Annotated in this window: 18 protein-coding genes; 11 read left to right on the forward strand and 7 right to left on the reverse strand. The window is 39.3% G+C overall.

From position 1 onward, the window contains the following. Nucleotides 1-71 precede the first annotated feature (71 nt). Nucleotides 72-482 carry a hypothetical protein gene (locus NLP_RS31565; protein ID WP_104910148.1) on the forward strand — a complete coding sequence of 137 codons (411 nt, stop codon included), beginning with the start codon at nucleotides 72-74 and terminating at the stop codon, nucleotides 480-482. 198 nt (nucleotides 483-680) lie between these two features. Beyond that, complete coding sequence (locus tag NLP_RS31570; RefSeq protein WP_104910149.1) at nucleotides 681-1,055, forward strand: hypothetical protein; 375 nt, start codon at nucleotides 681-683, stop codon at nucleotides 1,053-1,055. A gap of 164 nt (nucleotides 1,056-1,219) precedes the next feature. On the opposite strand, the gene NLP_RS31575 is transcribed toward NLP_RS31570, so the two are convergent. Continuing rightward, nucleotides 1,220-1,750, reverse strand: a complete 531-nt coding sequence (locus NLP_RS31575; protein ID WP_104910150.1) for a hypothetical protein — start codon at nucleotides 1,748-1,750, stop codon at nucleotides 1,220-1,222. A 48-nt stretch (nucleotides 1,751-1,798) separates the two neighbouring features. Between NLP_RS31575 and NLP_RS31580 the strand changes: the two genes are divergently transcribed. The 6 genes from NLP_RS31580 to NLP_RS31605 all read left to right on the forward strand — a co-directional run bounded on the left by NLP_RS31580 (nucleotide 1,799) and on the right by NLP_RS31605 (nucleotide 10,264). Further along, nucleotides 1,799-6,988: a hypothetical protein gene (locus tag NLP_RS31580; protein ID WP_104910151.1), complete on the forward strand. Its 5,190-nt coding sequence runs from the start codon at nucleotides 1,799-1,801 to the stop codon at nucleotides 6,986-6,988. Nucleotides 6,989-7,284: 296 nt separating this feature from the next. After that, nucleotides 7,285-7,518 (forward strand): hypothetical protein, encoded by a 234-nt coding sequence (locus NLP_RS31585; protein ID WP_104910152.1) that lies wholly within the window; start codon nucleotides 7,285-7,287, stop codon nucleotides 7,516-7,518. A 302-nt stretch (nucleotides 7,519-7,820) separates the two neighbouring features. Further along, nucleotides 7,821-8,300: a type II toxin-antitoxin system antitoxin SocA domain-containing protein gene (locus tag NLP_RS31590; RefSeq protein WP_104910153.1), complete on the forward strand. Its 480-nt coding sequence runs from the start codon at nucleotides 7,821-7,823 to the stop codon at nucleotides 8,298-8,300. Between the two features lies 1 nt (nucleotide 8,301). Further along, on the forward strand, nucleotides 8,302-8,904 hold the full coding sequence (locus NLP_RS31595; RefSeq protein ID WP_104910154.1) for a type II toxin-antitoxin system PemK/MazF family toxin: 603 nt from the start codon (nucleotides 8,302-8,304) through the stop codon (nucleotides 8,902-8,904). A gap of 500 nt (nucleotides 8,905-9,404) precedes the next feature. Further along, nucleotides 9,405-9,887 (forward strand): hypothetical protein, encoded by a 483-nt coding sequence (locus NLP_RS31600; protein WP_104910155.1) that lies wholly within the window; start codon nucleotides 9,405-9,407, stop codon nucleotides 9,885-9,887. Then, on the forward strand, nucleotides 9,884-10,264 hold the full coding sequence (locus NLP_RS31605) for a hypothetical protein (RefSeq protein WP_104910156.1): 381 nt from the start codon (nucleotides 9,884-9,886) through the stop codon (nucleotides 10,262-10,264). Before NLP_RS31600 ends, NLP_RS31605 begins: the two co-directional genes overlap by 4 nt. A 48-nt stretch (nucleotides 10,265-10,312) precedes the next feature. Here NLP_RS31605 and NLP_RS31610 read toward each other — a convergent pair whose 3' ends face one another. From NLP_RS31610 to NLP_RS35890, 6 genes are all read right to left on the reverse strand, one after another. Beyond that, entirely contained in the window at nucleotides 10,313-10,504 is a 192-nt protein-coding gene (locus NLP_RS31610; RefSeq protein ID WP_104910157.1) for a hypothetical protein, read from the reverse strand. After that, nucleotides 10,501-13,218, reverse strand: a complete 2,718-nt coding sequence (locus NLP_RS31615) for a DEAD/DEAH box helicase (RefSeq protein ID WP_234017396.1) — start codon at nucleotides 13,216-13,218, stop codon at nucleotides 10,501-10,503. The genes NLP_RS31610 and NLP_RS31615 overlap by 4 nt, the downstream gene beginning before the upstream one ends. A 154-nt stretch (nucleotides 13,219-13,372) precedes the next feature. Continuing rightward, on the reverse strand, nucleotides 13,373-13,663 hold the full coding sequence (locus NLP_RS31620) for a hypothetical protein (protein ID WP_104910158.1): 291 nt from the start codon (nucleotides 13,661-13,663) through the stop codon (nucleotides 13,373-13,375). A 5-nt stretch (nucleotides 13,664-13,668) separates the two neighbouring features. After that, nucleotides 13,669-14,628, reverse strand: a complete 960-nt coding sequence (locus NLP_RS31625; RefSeq protein WP_104910159.1) for a ParM/StbA family protein — start codon at nucleotides 14,626-14,628, stop codon at nucleotides 13,669-13,671. A 600-nt stretch (nucleotides 14,629-15,228) separates the two neighbouring features. Continuing rightward, nucleotides 15,229-15,741 carry a hypothetical protein gene (locus NLP_RS31630; RefSeq protein WP_104910160.1) on the reverse strand — a complete coding sequence of 171 codons (513 nt, stop codon included), beginning with the start codon at nucleotides 15,739-15,741 and terminating at the stop codon, nucleotides 15,229-15,231. Nucleotides 15,742-15,792: 51 nt separating this feature from the next. Further along, nucleotides 15,793-16,314 carry a hypothetical protein gene (locus NLP_RS35890; RefSeq protein WP_325034776.1) on the reverse strand — a complete coding sequence of 174 codons (522 nt, stop codon included), beginning with the start codon at nucleotides 16,312-16,314 and terminating at the stop codon, nucleotides 15,793-15,795. Between the two features lie 225 nt (nucleotides 16,315-16,539). Here NLP_RS35890 and NLP_RS31640 point away from each other — a divergent pair, with 225 nt between their 5' ends. From NLP_RS31640 to NLP_RS31650, 3 genes are all read left to right on the forward strand, one after another. After that, the gene (locus NLP_RS31640; protein ID WP_234017397.1) at nucleotides 16,540-17,229 is read left to right on the forward strand and encodes a ParA family protein; all 690 of its coding nucleotides are present in this window, start codon (nucleotides 16,540-16,542) and stop codon (nucleotides 17,227-17,229) included. Next, nucleotides 17,226-18,212, forward strand: coding sequence for a ParB/RepB/Spo0J family partition protein (locus NLP_RS31645; protein WP_234017398.1), 987 nt, complete (start codon nucleotides 17,226-17,228; stop codon nucleotides 18,210-18,212). Before NLP_RS31640 ends, NLP_RS31645 begins: the two co-directional genes overlap by 4 nt. Before the next feature lie 494 nt (nucleotides 18,213-18,706). Beyond that, nucleotides 18,707-19,642, forward strand: coding sequence for an Rpn family recombination-promoting nuclease/putative transposase (locus NLP_RS31650; protein WP_325034777.1), 936 nt, complete (start codon nucleotides 18,707-18,709; stop codon nucleotides 19,640-19,642). Nucleotides 19,643-19,885: the final 243 nt, after the last annotated feature.

Below are 19,885 nucleotides of genomic sequence, written 5' to 3' on the forward strand. Positions count from 1 at the left end.
ACCTTTCCTCATCTGAAAGTGCGATCGCTCTAACAGTAACAAGCGCGAACAATTAACATTGGCAAATTAAGATGGCTGAAATGACACATTTGCAGGTACAAGAATTATCACGATTTGCCCAAGAGCAAGACTTCAATCAGCAATATCGACAGTATTTTGGGGATGTCTGGGACGAAGTTGGAGTTAAAGATATCTCCAAAATGACCATCCAAGATGCCGAGCAAACCTTGAAGGTACTAGCTGATAGTGAGGCATCTCCCCAATTCATCAAATCCCTACTAGCACAAGCAGCAATTGATGGTGCTACACCGCAGGTTTTGGAGTATTTCTTGAGTAGTGACATTGACTCAGATGGGCGGACTCTGGCACAAGAAATATTCCAAGATGGGACGAACCCGTTGGAGCCAGATACACCCCAACTATTACCCAAGGCACAGGTTTTATCCTCATCTCTACAACCAGATTTGGAATGGGAAATATAGCATACATTCTCAAACTTTACTAGCTACTACAGTACCGATTTTTTCAGTACTAACGTAGCTAGTTCTTTTTAGAAAGCATATTTAAACTTCTTAAGTTAGGTATGAGTTCCATTTTTCAAAAAGCACATTAGGGTGTAATTGACTTGTTGATTACACCTGTTCCCTCAACAAACTCCTAAATCAAGTGAGGACATAATTATGACTTTATTAGGTATTAATAGACCTTTAGATACAACCCAGGCAAAACTGTGGGACGAGCGCGATTTGTCTACAAGCGATCGCCGTAAAGAGCATTTAGAAATTCTCCTGTGTCAAAAAGTCCAAAAAGGAGAAGACCCTGCCTTATGCGAACAAGTTTTGAATTATCTGTACTTCTCCATATATCAACAGAGGCTCAATCGCATCGCTGTCCAAAAGGAGAAAGAAAAGTCGGTCTTTGCATCCGTACAGCAAGTGATTATTACGTCCTTTGCTATTCTAGGGATGTTTGCGTTCCTTGCCGCCGCTTCCAACAAGTCAATTGTGCGATCGCCTGGGGTAATCCCTCCAGCTATAGAACGGCAAGCCAATTAACCAAACAATCCGCTTTTTCGCCCAGTCGCAATACAACTCTTGGAGAGGCTATGCTCAGTGCAAGGGGAGCAATTGCAGATATAAAAGGATGCCATTAAAAAGCTGAGAGCTTTGTTTGATAATGCTTTCAGCTTATATTATCACTCACTTGGCATCGCTCCCGCCTAATATGCTGTGTCCTTGTCGAAAGGCAAACTGTCTTCCGGCTCAAAGTTACGCAGGTCTTGCTTCATCTGCTGACGACGTTGGACGTATGTTCTGCTAGTGCCAATCCTTTCTTGCATTTCCTGTTGACCGAAATTGATACCCATTTCAGCGTGTTTGGCTGATACTCGATTGTAGTTATCGACATCAATTTTCTTACGCCGTTCCATTTCCTCTAACCATCCAAGGCTTGTACCTTTTTTAAGCTCAGATTCAAAGTATTCCTGTTTAACAGAACCGTCAGGGTTAAACTGTGTTTTCTCTGTTGGGGTGAAGAAGTCGTATGCCGTGTAGACAGGCCAAGGTTCTGGGTCGGTTTCGTCTAGATGTTTCCACTCGTCATATTCTTCTTTCAATCTACGAGCATAGTCATCGACTGCTGCTGGATTTGAGCCAGTAGATATTTTTTGTTGCCTTACTTCATCTTTTAAGGTTCCATCTGAATTGAATTCTTTACAGTTCATATTTATCCAGCGTTTTATTCTTGACATGATTAATTCCTCACAAGATTGATAAAAATTTAACTAACTCCAAGTCTTATGACTCTTGAATTTAAACACTTTGACACGAGAATAAATCAATGGATTCATGATGACGTAGACAAAAATAATCCTGATTCAATTTTAACTGAGAAAATAGATAATACCCTATTAGAATCATATTTTCCAGATCAAGAGTTTTCTTTCGGACATATTGATGAATATAGTAAAGCAGAAGATTTACAAAATCACCCAGAAGGACATATTCTTTTATTATCTTCTAAAACCAGACTCCTCTATGGCTCTCCAGAATGTTTAGAAGTAATTGATAAATTATGTCCCGATAGAAAAGATAGAGGTGCTTATGGGTCGATTTTTCTAGGTGGTTGTAAAAATTCCATTAATGAAAAATTAAATATTTTAATTGTAAATGATATTACAGGAGAGAATGGAGGATTTATTAAAGATGAGGATGCTTTCAAGTTAGTGGGCGATTGTTATGGACAGATATCAACTCAACTTTATGATCGTTTGACCCAAACAGAGCAACAACAAAATAAAGATTATCATGTTATTCAGCATCGCTTTGGTTGGACAGAAGCTGATGGAGAAGATACCCAATATCGTTTTGGCAAAGGGACTTTACGACCATATAAGTTAGATAAAGTAGAATATTTAGACCCCAAGATTAAATCCAAAATTGACTTAATCATTCCCATATCCAGTTTTAAAGGTACAGACAAAGATAACCCCAATGGTGCTAGTAAACCCCAAATTAAGCCAGGGCTATATCAGCAAAAAATCTGGTTAGGTGAAAAATCGCAGTCAGAGCGAGGTCAGACAGCCGTATCACAACTGCTGGCATCATTCCCTCAAGGGATCAAAGATTTCGCTGAGGAGCTAGAGGCACAGGCTCAAAAACTAGCCGAAAATCAGGATGACCCAAGGATTGTTGCACAACTTTACTGTGAAAAATACGAAAAGCGTAAGGTTTTCACTGAGTCAGAGAAAACATCTTTATCAAAGCAAATTACTGAGCAAGCTGGTGATGGCTCATTAGCTAAACAATTAGAACTAGTGAGATCGAATGATGCTGATGGAGAATATGAGATAATCGATGAAAATAATGAATCTCCGAAAGATGATTTGTTGATGTATAAACTCATAAAGGCTGATTTAGTTGGGGGACATAATCAGCTTTTAGAAACTGAAAAAATTAAACAAGAACTGAGTAGATTTGTCCAAAGTGAGTGGAGAGATATAGCATTTGGGAGAACTTTAATATTTGACCGAGGAATGATTATCCCATCCAAATATCTGAAAAATGGTGAAATTTGTGTTCCTTGGATGGATGATGGTGAAAAGGTTCTTAATTTTCGTTCTCCATTCCTCAACTCTAATGGTTTATGTGTATCCACTAATAAACTTGTTGATGATAGATTAGCCCCATCTGGGGTAAATCTTAAAGGCATTATAGTAGTCAATGATGAAGATCATAAACGCATTTTAGCAAGGCTTAAAACCAATGAAGTCGCGCCAATCGAAACCGAATCAGAACGGCAAGCGCGAGATTTTGACGGTGACTGTATTGGCGTAGCACTGGCTAGTAAATATCCAAACTTCACAGCCGAAGCCGAGTACAGAAACCAGCCTGAAAATGCTTATCGTCCTACTGTTAAAGAAAAGAAACAATCATTTTATTCGGAAAATGGAAGCCAGCCTCCATTTGAAGAAATAGCTATCCACATGAGCGATAGCATCAGCGTGGGTATAATTAACAATCAAGTGACGGCACTGGAAGCATTAGAATCGGAAATTGAAGTACTAAACATTTATGGTACTTTAGAACAAAAATCAGAATATTTAGAGCAAGTATATAGCCATTATCAAAGTTTATTTGAACAGGAATATGACCAGAAGCCCAAACCAATTAGAGCAGAGTACAAACCCTTCATGCAATCTGTTGTAGCTCTAGCAGAGAATCCTAACAGAACGCCAGAGATTATTCAACAGGCGATGGATGTTAACCGTCTGATGTACCGAGAAATGATTGGTGAGGGATGTTATCAAAACCAAATAGCGGTGGATTTATTCAAAAGTGCTAAAAAACCTGAAATGGATAAAATCCGGGAGAACAGCCGCTACTTGTATCGTGATGTTAATTATATTAAAGATAAAAAGTCGCGTTCAGTTTATTTAAGCACGGGGATAACACCAAAAGGCTACTCACCAGTAGAATTATTAATTAGCCAAAGCAATAAATATTTCCAAGAATCACAGTTAGAATCGCGTCCCATCGTCCAGTTTAAAGACTTATTCAAAGGAGTAGAATTTACACCACAGCAAAAATTTGCAGCGATCGCCGCCAAATACGAATTTGATCTGAAGTTCAACGCTGCGGTTCGGATGTCCCAACGGCGTGAAACTGAGAAAGGTCCATCAGCAATCATCCAAACTCCACAGTCTTGCAAACTGGAAATTACCAATCTAACTCGTTACGGGCATCCCCTAATCTGGAAAGCCCAGACGTTGAACATTCGCTTAGATGAAATTCCAGAACAATTCAGAAGTTTTGAACGCCCCCATAAATTATTAGCAGTTGCACAGATAGATGACGAGGTTGGGTCAGATGGAAAACCCGCTTACTGCAAGCTGGGGACAGTTAGCCAACAATCTGTGACTGACCACAACCTCAAGGCGGGGATGACCATGCAGGGAGCTAAACTCCTAGAACTAAAACCAGAACTTACTAGAAGCCAAACTAAACTACTCTTTGCCTTGGCAAATGATGCAGCAGAAGCATTTTATGCGAAAATCCCAGAGTCAGAAAAACTTGCATCCGCCGCCGCCGCTTGGAATATCTGTGCATCCCGCCAAGATGAACTTGAAGTTGCAAGAAAAGAAAACGCAAACCCCCAAGCGATCGCTAAAAAAGTTTCCAATTTCGCCTTCGCTGCTTTCCCTAATGAGATTATCTCTCGCTTAGATAAATTGCAATTTACCGAACCGAAGTTAGTCACACTGAATAATGAAGCGAATCAATTTTTAGGTCGAGACTGGAATCCCACCGAAAAACACCCGATAGAAATCAGAGCTTCTCACCACCCAGTTGGGCATGAGCGCCATGTTTCCAGGCTAATGTTTGTCCAGGATAGTGACGGCGAATATAAGGAATTCGCCATGCTTGAAACCAGAACTGCACAGCTTCCCATTGGTACAAAAGCGCTCTCTTGTATGGTTGGGGTAGAACCTGCCACAGCATCAGCAACTATTGGACTACCAGGAAACGAGCCGATTGAAATTACTATCCGTGAACTCAAGAACTTCTCTTATGCAGGACTTGTTTTCAACGCCGAATCGGTCAACTTAGAATTTGGCACTGTGCCCGTGACTGACAAAACAGTGAAAATCAAACTTGATGGCAAAACTCTGGGTGAGTTAGACAGTGATTCGCTCCTTCAGTTGAAACAAATTGATTATCTCAAAAATGGTAATCCTCTAAAGTTAAAGCTCACGTCTATCTCTGAAACTGGAGATCAAGCTTTTGTCCTGGGTGAATCTCCGAATGGAAATCTCCTCAAAATTAATAAAATTAACTTTTATGATTTTTCTGGTCAGACATTCAATGATCAAGATTACCGAAAACTGACTATCGAAACCTCAGCTTCTAAAACTAGAGATGCTGTATTTTTGAATGGTGAACCCTTGGGGGTATTGCACTTCAAAAAAGACAAAGATGCGCTCAGACAGCTTGGACTGCTCAAAACCGGACAACTTACACACGCCAACGCTATTATTCAAAGTAATTTTTCTGTGATTTGCGCTCAAATTGACCCTAATACCGTTGAATATCCCCAGAGATGGACGAAGGAATTTCAGGCTTTTGGGACTCAATCAGTTAATTCTGAACAACAAGAGATGATTGAGAATAGTGCGAATATTCTACATCATATTAAAGAGCGCCCTACTTTCTTATTTTCGACAGAATCAAATAAAAAACTTGGAGTCATGGGCTTGACTGTTGACAATCACAAAGTCGAATCTGTAACTAAATGGTTAACTGCTCAAAAAGTTGAATGGCAGCAAGTACCAACAGAAGATGTTATCAGGGAAACTAAAAAAGGTCTAGCAGTATTTCACTTAGTCAGCAGTTCAATTCCCTCCAAAACTTTGTCGAACATGACCAAGAAATTTGGGTCAATTATTGAATCAGATAGTGACTATCAACAAAGAGTTAACTCCTTTGCCACACGACCACAGTTTTTGAAACCTCCATCTCAATCAGCATTGTCCCCGCCTCAACAAAGCGCTCAATTCCACCCAAACCAAGAGGTTCAAAATGTCGCCCCTCCTGTCATCAAAGGCAAACCGATTCCGATGAACTACCCTTTAATGATGCATGGCGACACTAATCCAATACTAGTAGATACTTGTATTGATGCGATGAGAGGATATGGTCGAACTCACACCACCAGAGCTTATCAACCATACAAACAGTATGGGTTTAAGGAAGGGGATATTGCTCTGGCGACAGGCATTGATAAGCAAGTCGCCTTTCGAGTGGGTAAGCAGTATCAAATCACACCTGATATGATTGCTGACCCCGTTTATCAACAGCAGTGGGCTGATATGGAAAAGCACTCACCCAAAGCATTACCAGAACTGTTCACGGGCAAAGGGAAAGTGTGGGGACTACATCTTGAACCCTTGGGGGATTATGTGGAGGGTTTTATAGTCCCGTTTCCTGAACTACAAAACAGAGCCGCACCCAACCAAGAAGTCCAACCTCAATCAGTTACCATTGATGACTTGAGAAATTGGTACAATACCGCAGATAAGTTAGGGAAGTCGGAGAATTACAAAAAACGCATTGTGGAAGTTGCCAATCAATTTAAAGCTGGTGAGCAATTATCAGCCGAAGCGTTGACAGTAATGAATCAAGATACATTTGAGCTTGAAAGAATCAGTCGGCTGACTCAAATTGCTCAAAGGATTGGCATGATCTGGGGTAAGTCTAATGAAAATGGTACTAAAATCCAAGGGAAAATTTATGACTTGGCTTTCAATACCCAGCAGAGAGATTTAACTATTTCGCAGAAAAATGGGGAGGTAATTTTAAACTTGCAATCTGGTCAGGTACAGACTAATAAACTAACTCCACAGATATTGCAAACTTTTGAGGATGTTAATACTCAAATTGATAAAATATTAGCTAAATCTCAAACACAACAAGTAGACTTACAAAGATAGATTTATCTGCCTCCGGCAAGGCAGAAGGCAGAGGGTAATTCTTGCTGGAGGAAAGAATAAGTTTTAAATTTTGCCTTTTTGCCTTGCTAAATTGGGTTTAAGCTCCCTGCTAAATCGTAGATTTAACGGTCTACAATTACTGTTATTGTCAGAATCCCCTGTAATTGAGCTTCTACCTTCTGCCTGAATTATTCATATCAAAGCCAAAGATGCATCCAATTCAAGCTTTACAGGTTCAAGCGATCGTTCCATGAATTCGTTTTCCTAGTCCCTGCTGAAACAATCAGCTTACGGCAATGCATGAGCTGATCGCTTGTGGCTTCTACAAGAAAACCACACCAAATGGGAAAAAAGTGTTTGATGACTCTTATAAAAATGCGTTAGCGTTAGCTCCTCTGAAAGAGGTTCGCCACAAATTAAGCTTACTTTCAGAGTACCGCAACCGTGCAGCAAGGTTCAAAGTTCCAGCATTGTGGGTGGATGCTTGGTGTCAAAGGTGCTTTGTATCGTTCACGGAAATGGTAAAGTGACGAAGGGTTATTCAGCGAGATGCGACAAGTCTATGAGACACTTACAACACATGAGATTTTAGTCAAAGATTGTGTCGGTTACATTAATCGTGTACTATTATATTAGTACAAATATACTGTAGTCTACGATGAGCAAGCCAAAAAGTGTTAAAGATTGCAAAAAAAGCAACTATAATTAAGCGATAGAAATATTCTATAAAATCTTTATATTTTATTAAATAAAAAGGATTATGAATCTTTATATACATTTATATTTGTTCATTAATTAGATTATTTTGTGGCAGTAAACAGAGAGAAAGGTCATGTTGGATAAACTAATAAAATATTTTGTCTACGCGACAAAAGGGTATATTACAAAAACACAACTGATCAAGTTTTTGTATTTAGCTGATCTTTACTCTGTTAAGTGGACAGGAAAGCAGCTGACTGATCTAGATTGGTGTTATTATCAATTTGGCCCTTGGAATGAGGGTATAGATGCTGCTTTAAATGAAATGAATGGGAAAGAGATTATTCAAGAGTCTCAGTATAATGCAACATATATTAGACCTGTGAATCAAGCTGCTCAGGCAGATGATTTGGACATACCTCTCAGTATTAAGTTTGTACTGGATAATATTCGGAGAGAGTGGGCTGGCTCAGATAAACTGAATCAGTTACTAGAGTATGTATATAGCACTGCTCCAATGCTGGAAGCAAAAAATACCCATAGACCAGAAGAAAAAGCTAGACTTAACCTACAAGCAGAAAGAGAAAAATTAGTCAGTGAATTAGGATTGTAAAGTGGCTGGACAAAGACCTAGACAAGGTTGGATCTATTCCATAAATCCCTATAGGGTATCTCTTCGTTGCAAACTGGGTCATGTCCATATTTATAATTTAGATGAGCCAGGTGAAGTAGAATGTCAAACTTGCACTGAGAATATTAATTCAAGTAGGGTTTTCAGAGGGATACATCCTTATATCATCTGGACAAGCGATCAATTTCAAGATGAATCTGGATATATAGCAACGTTTTGCGTTATTCCCCTGACTTCCCAAGGAACATTTAACGGTTTACCAACCACATATCCAATTAACTCTACAAGTAGAAATGGTCTTGATAAAAGTTCATACGCTTTAGTTCATCAAATATGTACTGTTGATGCTAATTGCTTTAAAGATTCATCGGCCAATTGGTTAGATAGAATTGGACAATTAGATAAACCAGATAAAGACGCTGTAGAAGAACGGTTAAAGTATTTTTTGAATATTCAAGAAAATCCTAGTGATGACTGGTTTGCTCAAAATGCGTCTCCAGAATTTTTAAAAAAAGTCTTTGATTATTTACCCGAAGAAACCAAAAGTTTAGTTATAGAAGAATTAATAGACAATTTAGGTTCATAATACATAGATATTTATCACTGACAACTGTTGTGTAACCGTTTCTCCAATTCCTTACCTTCAACCTAACATACAAATATTCTTAACTTCGATGCCTGAATTACTACAAATCAGGCAATCTCCGCACTGCTGACTCAATGAATCATTTTGGCTTATCCGAGATTCGTTGAGCCAAGAACATTTAGCTTGGTCAGTGCAAAGTGCGATCGCTGCTGGTCTGAAAGTCTAAACCTGGATTTCTGACTTGTGAGAAATCCAAGGGGTGTGGGAGGTGTGGGAGGATGGGGAAGAAGTCTTACCCCCCACACTCCCCACACTCCTCTTCCCCTGAAGCCTACACTATGCGTGAGAAATTCGGGTAAAGTCTACTGCATGTAAAGTATGGTAGATAATAGGTATTTAAGCCCACCTATGCTTTACATGGGGTATTTATTGGCTAGGCGATCGCCGCGAGCGAGAAACCTTTGAGCAATAATCGCTTCAATTCGTCTTAGGTTAGTCCAATGCTCGATTACGTTAGTGCAGGAATTGCGTTTTACATCACAATGCTTCCCGTACAAGAGTGGATATTGGAATTCCGTCTTGGTTATCTCGGTCGCTACTGGAGCCTGATAAGTGTTGCTGGCTTATTCATTGGCTTTTTGCTCTGTGCGCTGATATTTGTGCCATTGATCATTAATATGACGCTAGATCCGTTCAAATATCCAGATCATTTGGTCATGAGCGGGATCGCCTCTGTCATTTTGGGTGCAATACTCTGGCTGGGACAGTGGCTAATACTGCGGCAGACTGAGTTGACACCAAGAATTTTTGCGCTCATCAATACAGTAGTTGGAATTTCTGTTTTCTCTGTGCTGGTATGGTTCAATCAAAAAAGTTTGCAGTGGAGCGGTGGCCCGATTGAAGGCTGGAGAACCGGACTCATCTTTCTAATGGGTGGTACCTGTACCGGAGCCGCGACGGGTAAGGCTTTGGATTTTTTATGAAATTATCAGACTTATCAGCAGAAAGCCTAGAAAAAATTAAGGCAGTTAGATGGGATAGGATTATTGAAAAACATGAAGGGCCAGAGGATTGGGAATCAGTTCTCAGATATGAACAGCCAGAATTTTTGTCAGTTCAAGGATGTCCGATATTATTACCTGTAGATAAATCACATCATCCTAATATCACCATAATCCGGTGTATCTGGAGTATGGATAACAACTCTGTAACTGTTTTTCTGTCTGATACTACCTATGAAGATGATCCTTTTTTCTCTGGATTTATGGCGGTATGCGATCGCTTGAAGGGAGAGGAATTTTTTTTAGCAGTTTTATACCATGAATGGTTTATTATTGAAAGAGCAGGAGTTTTTGAATAATCCTGTTACGTTAGGATTTTCAAATATTATTCAATAATAATTATTTTACTATCTAATTAACTCTGACAACATTTGCTCAAGAATATCTTCCATAATTGACTCGTCCGTGGAGCGTAAAGAAACTGGGCCATCAAGAAATTCTTGAATAGTGATTTTCTTTTCTTTAAAGCCTTTAACAAAATCTCGAATATCAGAAATAACGCTAATTTGATTGTCAATTGTTTCTACCATATCAGTCATAGCGTCAATACCTTTCTGTGCGCTTTTTCTTGATCTGTTTGAGTAGTGATTGATGGTGAAAATTCGCTCCCATCTTGCAGAAATTGGGCTGGATGATTACAAATCTGCTTCAATTTCATCAGGGTTGAAAGAATCAATCCTTTGCGTTGAATTCCCTCTGCTGATTGCAATTGTTTTTCCACATCTAGTACCACCACTTCATAAAGCGATGCTTGCTCTTTGGTCAGGTTGGTGTAGAGTTTTTGTTCCACTTTATCTGGCAAATCATTAATAATAGACTGGTCAGTTTTTAACCTTCGCAGAATTAGAGGTTCTACCAGTTTTTTCAAGGTGGCAGATTTCACGCGGTCATTGTCTTTTTGAATCGGAATCTCGAAGATTTTCCGAAACTGGGCTTCTTTACCCAAGTAACCAGGATTGAGAAAATTAAAAATTGACCATAAATCCAGTAAGCGGTTCTCTACAGGAGTGCCTGTCAATGCCAGTCGGTGTTTAGCTCTTAATTTTAAAATAGCTTTAGTTTGGGCAGCTTTTGGATTTTTAATATTTTGTGCCTCATCCAGTACTAAACGTTGCCACTCGATGCTGCTCAATAACTTTTCATCTTTGCGAACTAGAGTAAAGGAGCTAATTATCACATCGTTTTGTTGACAAGCAGCTTTGAAATCAGCTAGATTTTGCAGCCTAGTGCTACCATGATGCACCATAGTTTTTAAATGAGGTGCAAATTTGGCAATTTCTTTCTGCCAGTTGCCGACAACAGAAGTCGGGGCAATTAATAGTGTGGGCAGGGTAGATAAAGAAGTAATCTTTTCTCCTACTTTCAGAGCTTCATGTAACTCCTTCTCTTGCACTAATCGGGCAATCACCTGCACGGATTTACCTAAACCCATATCGTCTGCCAAACAGCCATTTAATCCCAAATTTTCCAGATATTGTAGCCAGGAAACACCACGCTTTTGATATTCTCGGAGTGTGCCTTGCAGATTATCAAGTTCAGAAATTGGTTCTAGGCGACTTTTATCTTGTAGCTTTGCTATCATCTCTGACAAAGCTTCGTCATGTTCAATTTCCCATTCTGATCCCAATTCAGCACTGCGTTGTAGAAACTCCAGTAAGGTCATCTTGGGTTGTTCTTCACCGTGGGACTGCCAAAATTCGAGTAACTGCTGCATTTTATCCCGGTCTAATTCCATCCATTGACCGCGAAAATGCACTAGGGGAGTTTTAGCATTAATCAGTTGTTCCCATTCAATAGGTGTGACAGTTTGCTCCCCAATTGCCAACTCATACTGATACTCCACCAGTGAGTCTAAGCCAAAATAGCTTTTTGTTTCCCCTTTCGTTGCAGCAAGTTTGCTACCCGATGCTTTGAGACGAATTTTGGCGCGACGACGACCAGTGGGAGTATACCAAGCAGGTACAATTACTTTGAATCCTGAGTCTTCTAACACCCAAGCACTTTCAGTCAGGAAGTCAAATGCTTCATCTAAGCTAAGTTGCATTGCGATTGGACTCGCTGTTTCCAACCCAAGCCATAGTTTGGGATACATCCTGGCGGCATAACCCAGATTCAGCAGTAAATTTGTTTCAAAATTTTTACCAAAATCTTTATGTACAGCAGTTTTGGAAAATTGATTCATTGTCCAGTAGTCTGCTAACGCTAACTTGAAGGATGGATCTTGTTTACTGGCTACTAGAAATTGAATTTGCCAATTGTCTATTTGTTCATTATCAGGAGAATGTAACTGGAAGCATAGATGAAAAGGTGAATCAGCTTGAGTGCGGGTAATTTTAGTTTTCCACACCAACCATTGCTGATATTCCTTGAGGGCAGTATTTGTTGTTAGTGGATTATGCTGACTAGGATAAAAGCAAGATTCAATTAGAGAATCAGCAATTTGTTTGTCAAAAGCGGCTGTAGATGGAGTGTGAGTCACTAAATCATCAAGTACATATTCGGAAAAGTGACGCAATAGTGTTTCTCGATCAAAAAACTCAATAGGATAACTAACTGTTGCTTTACCTGCCACACATATTAGTGGCATATAGTCAATATATTTAAGAATATTTGCTTCATATTGTTCGGAAATAATTTCCCAGGTGGCATAAATTTCAAATGCTGCTTTATCAGTCTTGCTTTTGCCTTTTTTCTTCGGATTTTCCGATGATAACTGTCGATATTTTAGTGCGGGAATAAATTGGTCTTTGAGGATTACTTGTTTAAAACTTTGAGTGTAATGATACCAAAATAATAAATCTGAACCAATTTGAAACTTCTCCGCATTATATATTGCTAAAAAATGGATATCTTTAAGTAGTTTGATAATATTAAGTGCTGTGACATTTTTTGTAGATACTACTGTTTCATAACAATCTACCTGCCAGTATTGCAATTCTTCATAGCTGTCAGTCAACTCGATTTCTAAATACTTGGTTAATTCTGGTGAAGGTAGGGGCTGATTATTGGTGGTTGGTAAGGCAAAGTATTTAGGAGATATGCGTTGGACAAATTGAGTATTGTGTTCTTTAATTCCCAATTCCTGTACTAAAAAGGCGATTAATTCGGATTTAACCAAATGTCCAGGATGAATTTTTTGACTATTGGTGTGACTTTTTTGGGATAATTGAGTTTCTACCCACAAGTAAAAAGACCCTGACTGAATAAAGTCAGTTTCCTCGTTTGGTATCCAGGTGCCATGAAGTATTCTCATAGTTATAATGCCTCTGGATTGTTTGGAAATTCACGCGCCTTAGAATTACTTTAGCAAACAGAGGTGCTAGAACTATTTTCTTTATGCAAAAGAAAGCGATGACGCTATCGTGCGATCGCTTGTTCAGAAATCAGACATAAATCCTACATTTTGGCTACAAATCAAAATCAAGACTGAATGTTTCACCATCAGAATCTTCTTCTTCCTCCTCTGCAAATGGAGTTGCAGTCCTTGAAGAGAGTTTTTTATCTTCAGTATTAATTGGCGTGAAAGCTACTTGTTGTGTGGGAAATGCACCCTTCCTGAAAGCAAAATAGCAATCAATGATAAAGTAGAGCGTCTCCAGGTAACTCTTGCCTAATTGCTGTGATTCGGCAAATATCCGCTCTCGGTAGCTATCTTTGATCCGAACTTTTTCTGGGGTTAAGTCAAGTTTGTCTGCCATTGCGATCACTTAATAGATGTAGATGCTGGATTCTTGCTGCTAATGGCTTTTGCCATCTCTAAAAGCCCAAAGACATTGGTTTCCACCGGATTGTCGAGAATCTTGAAACCGTTCTTCTCTAACAACTTTTTAAATCCTGGTAACAGACAGCCTCCACCAATGGCCCAGATTTCATCCCCTTGGTGCTTGGCATCCAATGTAAGATTCACCACTTTCTTCAAGTATTTTTCATACCAATCTTTTAAAGAAGCACTGTATATATCTTTGATATCAATATCACGGCTGTACCTGGTATGCCCCATTTCCAGACAAAATCGGATCTTGGAAGCATCCCCAATTTTTCCGCCATTTAAATGTTTCATTTTTTGTGAGATATCATCGATGAGAACTTCTACACCGATGGGGTAAGCAGTGTGAACTTCTCGCTGACCCCGGTTATAACGAGAATACAGGGTTGTTCCATTGCCAAAGTCTAAAATGGTTAATTTTTTTGGTAGTGGATGCCCAAATAATGCACCCATACCCTCTAGTACAACTTTCAGCACTTCTACTTTCACGTCAGATTGTTTGCCAGCAAGTATTGGCTGATATTCTCCATTGAGTACTTTTTGTAGTTCTGATGCCAGACCAACATCATGTAAACTGACAACTAATTTTAAGTGCCAAGCCTTACGGTGTGGGAGATGTGCCAATGCACCCAATAAAGTCAATAATGCGTTGTTGACTTTGTTTTCATTATTATCGGTATTCCGGTCGAAATAATTCCCTGTCCGGTAAGCAGACTCTCCAACAGTATAAGCACTACCGTTAAAAACTACACGCCCTGGAACATCTTCCATCTCGGCATTAGTTATATAGCTGGGGACACGAACTACTTCAAACCCTTCGACTAAAAGTTTAAGGCTTCCGTAACCGTTATCGAAACCCGCAGAAAAAATTTTTTGCAACGTGTGAATGTTTGACATAAATACAAAGGTAATACACTTTGAGAAAGTGAAAATTATCTGTTGAAGTGATCTGCAAGAGCAAGAGAAAGAAGATTGAAGAAGAATTCAGAAGTCAGAATTCAGGAGTCAGAATAAATCAGTCGCGGGTCTGAATCCCCGACTGATTGAAACCACCAAATCGTAGATTTGGTGGGGGTCTTAAACCCGGTTATTCATCCGCCAGTCGCACAGAATTCAATTCTGAATTCTGGCTCCTGACTCCTGAATTCTGTTTGATAAAATAACTTCCCCTTTTTTGCCTAATCTCAAGAGCTTATCATAACCCCTTGGGGGCTAAATGGGGTACAAAATGTTAATCAGTCAAATATACCCCATTTAGCACCTATATACACCCTATATAGGGGTCAAAATCTCACCAAAGTCTTGAACTATTGTTGGGGTATATATAGCCCCCATATAGCCCCCAATAGGAATTTTTGAAATCTTTTTTATCAACGCAGCAGAAATTAAATTAGATCATCGTTGACTCTTTGATTTATACTTTAATGTCAATTTTTTGTTGAAAAGCAATTCAGTTTTGATCTTTAACTTCTTGTTGACTATGTAACGAGTGCGTTATCACTTGCTTACAGGTTCAGCTTTCTCAACTGAATTATCATTTACACCCAAAGTCAATTCCAAAGGAGTTCTTTGGGGGTAAGCTTTTACTACTTGTCGATAAACATCATAATTAGTAGGTAGTGCCTTCTGTAAATTACCCACTCCGTAGGTCAGTTTGTACTGAACATCTTTCATCAATTCAGGTTTGCCTGCCTCTTCTTGAGATTTTTTGCGTTGTTCAACTTCATCAACACTTGGTCGTGGCGGTACAGTAGGCCACCATAGCCCTTTGTCATCTGGGCCAACAACTGCTCCTGCCGGTTTCAATCCATTCCTATTCAACATTGAAGTATTCGCAAAGATTTCAATGCGTGGCTGTGGTTGGCTAGTTAGATCATTGGCATACTTGACTTGCCAGGTGTAACTGGTGAGTGCTGTAGCTTCATACTGTTCAGCAGTAGTAGTGCTGCAACTAGTTAGTATCAGTGCCGTTAGTGCAGTTATTAAGGGTACAATTTTCAACTTTTGCATTATCAATCGTAAATATCTCTTACTAATCACTCTTGAAGAGGGAGTGTGCCATCATTGCTGCCAAGGAGAAGGAATCGCTGTTGTTGAAAGCACTTCCCTTGCTTGCAGCCTAATTGCTGTTTGCTCACAGTTGGGGCATTTTACTTTTGTGAAAATTACTGAAGGTCGTCCTTTGTACTCGCCTATTACGGGTTCCCCGGTGTACTCGCTGATTATCCCCTGCTTGCAGTGATAGCACTCGAATATCACACGCCCTACCTCCGAGTTGCAATCCAGAAATTGCATGTGCTGACAGGGTTCCGGCGGTAATTCTGGTTCTTCGGGGCGGTCTTGAAAGGGTATATGAGGTTTGGTTGCTGGTGGTGAATCTATTTTTTTCTTGTTGCGCTTGCCAGTCACCTGCGGCTGAATTTTTGGCGGCTCTACTGGTTTTTCATTGACAGGCTGCGGCTCAGTTGTGAATTCTTCCGGCAACTTGTCATCAGCCGGGGTAGGGCTAAATTTGGAAATTTGACCGTTGAGCTTTGGCTCTTGTTTCTCTGGTGTTTTAGATGGACGCTCGGTAGATTTCATTAGTCTTTCTGTCAGAGGGGTTACTTGTATTCGTTTTGTTTAACCAAAACGTTTTGGTTAACTTTATTTTCATTCTTTTTTTAGAATCAGTGATAACATCAAGCCATATATTTTGGTTAATTGAGTTATTTCGGTAATTGTAAAGCCGTCCTGCAAGGACGGGGTTTCAGACCCAGAGGTTTCTATGAAGACTAATACAATTGTTGCAAAGTGAGAATTGCTCCTATGGTAAAATCCAAGCCTACGAAGACTACGACCAAATCTGAAAAGCTTCCTAAAATTTTGGCATTTGCTAACCAGAAAGGTGGAGCAGGGAAATCAACAGGAGCAGTTCATGCTGTTGATTGGTTTACCCAGATGGGGCATTCCACTATTTTAGTTGATGCAGATGGGCAGGAAAGCTCATCAAGTTGGTTGAAGGATCTGAACTTACCTTGTAAGGTCATTGGTGATCCAGAGGTTTTATTTGACGAACTTCCAAAGTTAGCAGAGTTTTATGATGTTGTAATTGTTGATGGCCCAGGAAATGCAAGTGAGGTGACAAAAGCAATTTTGATCCGTTCTAATTTAGTACTTATTCCTTGCAGGGACTCCATGATCGATTTAGCAAGTACAGGCAAAATTGTACAATTTGTGCGTCAAGCAAAGGAAATTCGAGGAGGGCTACCGATAGCAGCGATTTATCTGAATGCAGTAAAAGACAACACTATTTTGTTACGAGAAGCTAGAGAAGCTTTGCAAAGCGGTATTATACCTTTGCTTAATACTACCCTTCCTGACCGTCAATGTATTAAGGATGCACCTGGACAAGGTAGTACAGTGTTTCGTATGAAGGGAGAAGCTCCTAAAGCGGCGGCAAGTGCTTACGTCAAAATCCTAACAGAAGCTTTGAAGTTATTTGAATCAGAATCATGACTCGACGAAAACTCAAGGATAATATTGCTAACAATGAAGAACTGAATTTTGTCTTTGGACAAGCCACTACTCAGGAAATTGTACAAATAGCGGAAATAGCTCAAGAACAAATCATTCCGCACAGCGCAATTGTTTGTACATTCACATTTATTCCAGATGGCAAACCAGTTCGGCATTACTATGATTTAGAAGATCTACAACAATGGGCGCTAAATGATATTCAACCCAATGGAATTCGTTCTCCTCTATGGGTACGCCCCCATCCCACTCAATCTGAAAAATATGAGTTGGTTGCAGGACTTCGGCGATTAAAAGCAGCAGCGATACTAAAATTGGAACAGATACCAGTCAAGGTTTTTGATTGGGATGATCATACAGCTTTTTATGCTGCGATATCAGAAAATACAAATCGTCGTGACTTCAGTGCTTTAGAGGAATTAGACAACACCTTGCGAGTGCTTGAAATTCAACTGGGCTATGAAACTGAGCAAGTTGTTAGTTTTCTTTACCGAATGAACAACGCAACAAAAAATACTGTTAACCAAAACGTTTTGGTTAGTCAAGAAGCTGAACTTGTTCAACAGGTATTTAATTCATTCGGGCGAATTACTTGGCAATCATTCGTTGCAACTCGACTTCCCTTATTTAAAAAACCAGTAGAGATATTGAATGCTATTCGTCAAGGTAAAATTCATTACACTAAAGGAATTCTGATTGCTAGTGTCAAAGACAAAGATAGCAGGCAAAAAGTTTTAGAAGAAGCTATCAATAATTTCCTTAGCCTTTCTGAAATCAAGCAACGAGTTAAAGCATTGAATGGTAGTAAAAAAGCACTGTCCGAGTCCGAACCTGTAAGCCTGAAACAACGCTTAACTAACACGATTGAGGTGGCAAAGAAAAACAAGATGCTTTGGAGTGATCCGAAAAAAACTCAACAGCTAGAAAATCTGCTTAGTCAGCTTGAAGCGATTGTCAAAAATTGAAAATAGAACTGGACTTAAGAGTAAGACAAGAGCAATAAATTCTTACTTTCTAAATAAGCGAGAGTTTATTACAGGTAGATTCAAGTCGCACAACCAAAAAATATAAATGGTTGTGAGTGATTGGAGATAAATTAAAAGACAAAAGGAAAGTTCCAAGGAATAATTGTAATAAATGATACAGAAATTAACATTACGTGCCGTACCATTAATAAGTTTAGCCTGTATAAAATAATATCATTATAGAGTTTACCTCTTGGCAACTTAACTCAATTCGTTTTGTAATAAAGGGTAAATATAGCAGTAGCTGATATTAGGGGCAAAATGGGTTGAAAGTATTATTGTATAAGCTTTTTAGCTATCACTTTTAGATAAATCATTCAAGTCATGTTTTCTCCTTGTTAGACAAGCCTGTAACGAAAGAATAAGGACTTTAGTTTTGTTATTGGCATACTACAAACCTCGGATTTAGGTAAATTTGTACTATTTTGCCTCTAATGTCAGCTACGCTATATCTGCCCCGTGTTGGAGGAGTTGGTACAATGATTGACCATGACAGGCTTTTCAAAGAATTAATATCTACATTTTTTGTTGAATTTCTCGATTTATTCCTGCCTCAAGTAGCCAGCCAAATAGAACGCGATTCTATCCAGTTTTTACCCCAAGATGTATTTACTGATGTCACATCTGGCGAAAAGAAAGAAATTGATTTACTGGCGCAGGTGCGTTATCAGCAACAAAAAACTTATTTTTTAATTCACGTTGAAAATCAGTCTTATACTGAGTCAGAATTTGCCAAGCGGATGTTTAAGTATTTTGCACGCTTGCATGAAAAATATGATTTACCAATTTATCCAGTTGTAATTTTCTCCTTCGATGAACCAAAACGTGCTGAATCCCAAAATTATCGTGTCACGTTCGGCGAGTTAAAGGTGCTGGAATTTCAGTTTGCAGCAATTCAATTAAATCGTCTGAGTTGGCGGGATTTTCTAACGCAGCCAAATCCGGTGGCAGCGGCGTTGATGGCGAAGATGAATATTGCGGTGTCAGAACGTCCGCAGGTGAAGGCGGAATGTTTGCGGTTACTGACAACTTTAAGGTTAGATCCAGCACGAATGCAATTAATTTCGGGGTTTGTTGATACTTATTTGCGGCTTGATGATACTGAGAAGCAGGTTTTTCAAGCGGTGATTAGTAGAATGGGACTAGATGAACGGGAGGAAGTTATGCAGATTGTAACAAGTTGGCAACAAGAAGGTGTGGAAATCGAAAGAAGGGAAACAATTTCGACGCTTTTAAAAGTACGTTTTGGAAATTTAGATAGTGAGTTAGAAGCAATTATTCCTCAGTTAATGCAGTTATCTAAGGAAGAATATCTTGGCTTACTTTTACAGGCTGATCGTGAAGAATTATTATCGCGGTTTCAAAGGTAATCGTAATTGAATAAAAGCGGGTGTGCTATTTAGTACAATTACTAATCTTTTTTGCTATTTCAGTTCAACTCAACATTATGACTGCTAATATGGTGTCCATTATGTGATGGCTCATGTTTCCTGTGAAGTAATCGTTCCCTCTCTAAAATCAGAACTTCTAGCTCACTGGCAGGTTCTTCTGAAAGTGGAAATATCTCCTCCCCCGTCTTTAGATTACCTTGACAAATCGTCCGCTTACCTTCA

It is taken from the genome of Nostoc sp. 'Lobaria pulmonaria (5183) cyanobiont', assembly GCF_002949795.1.
Lineage (GTDB): Bacteria > Cyanobacteriota > Cyanobacteriia > Cyanobacteriales > Nostocaceae > Nostoc.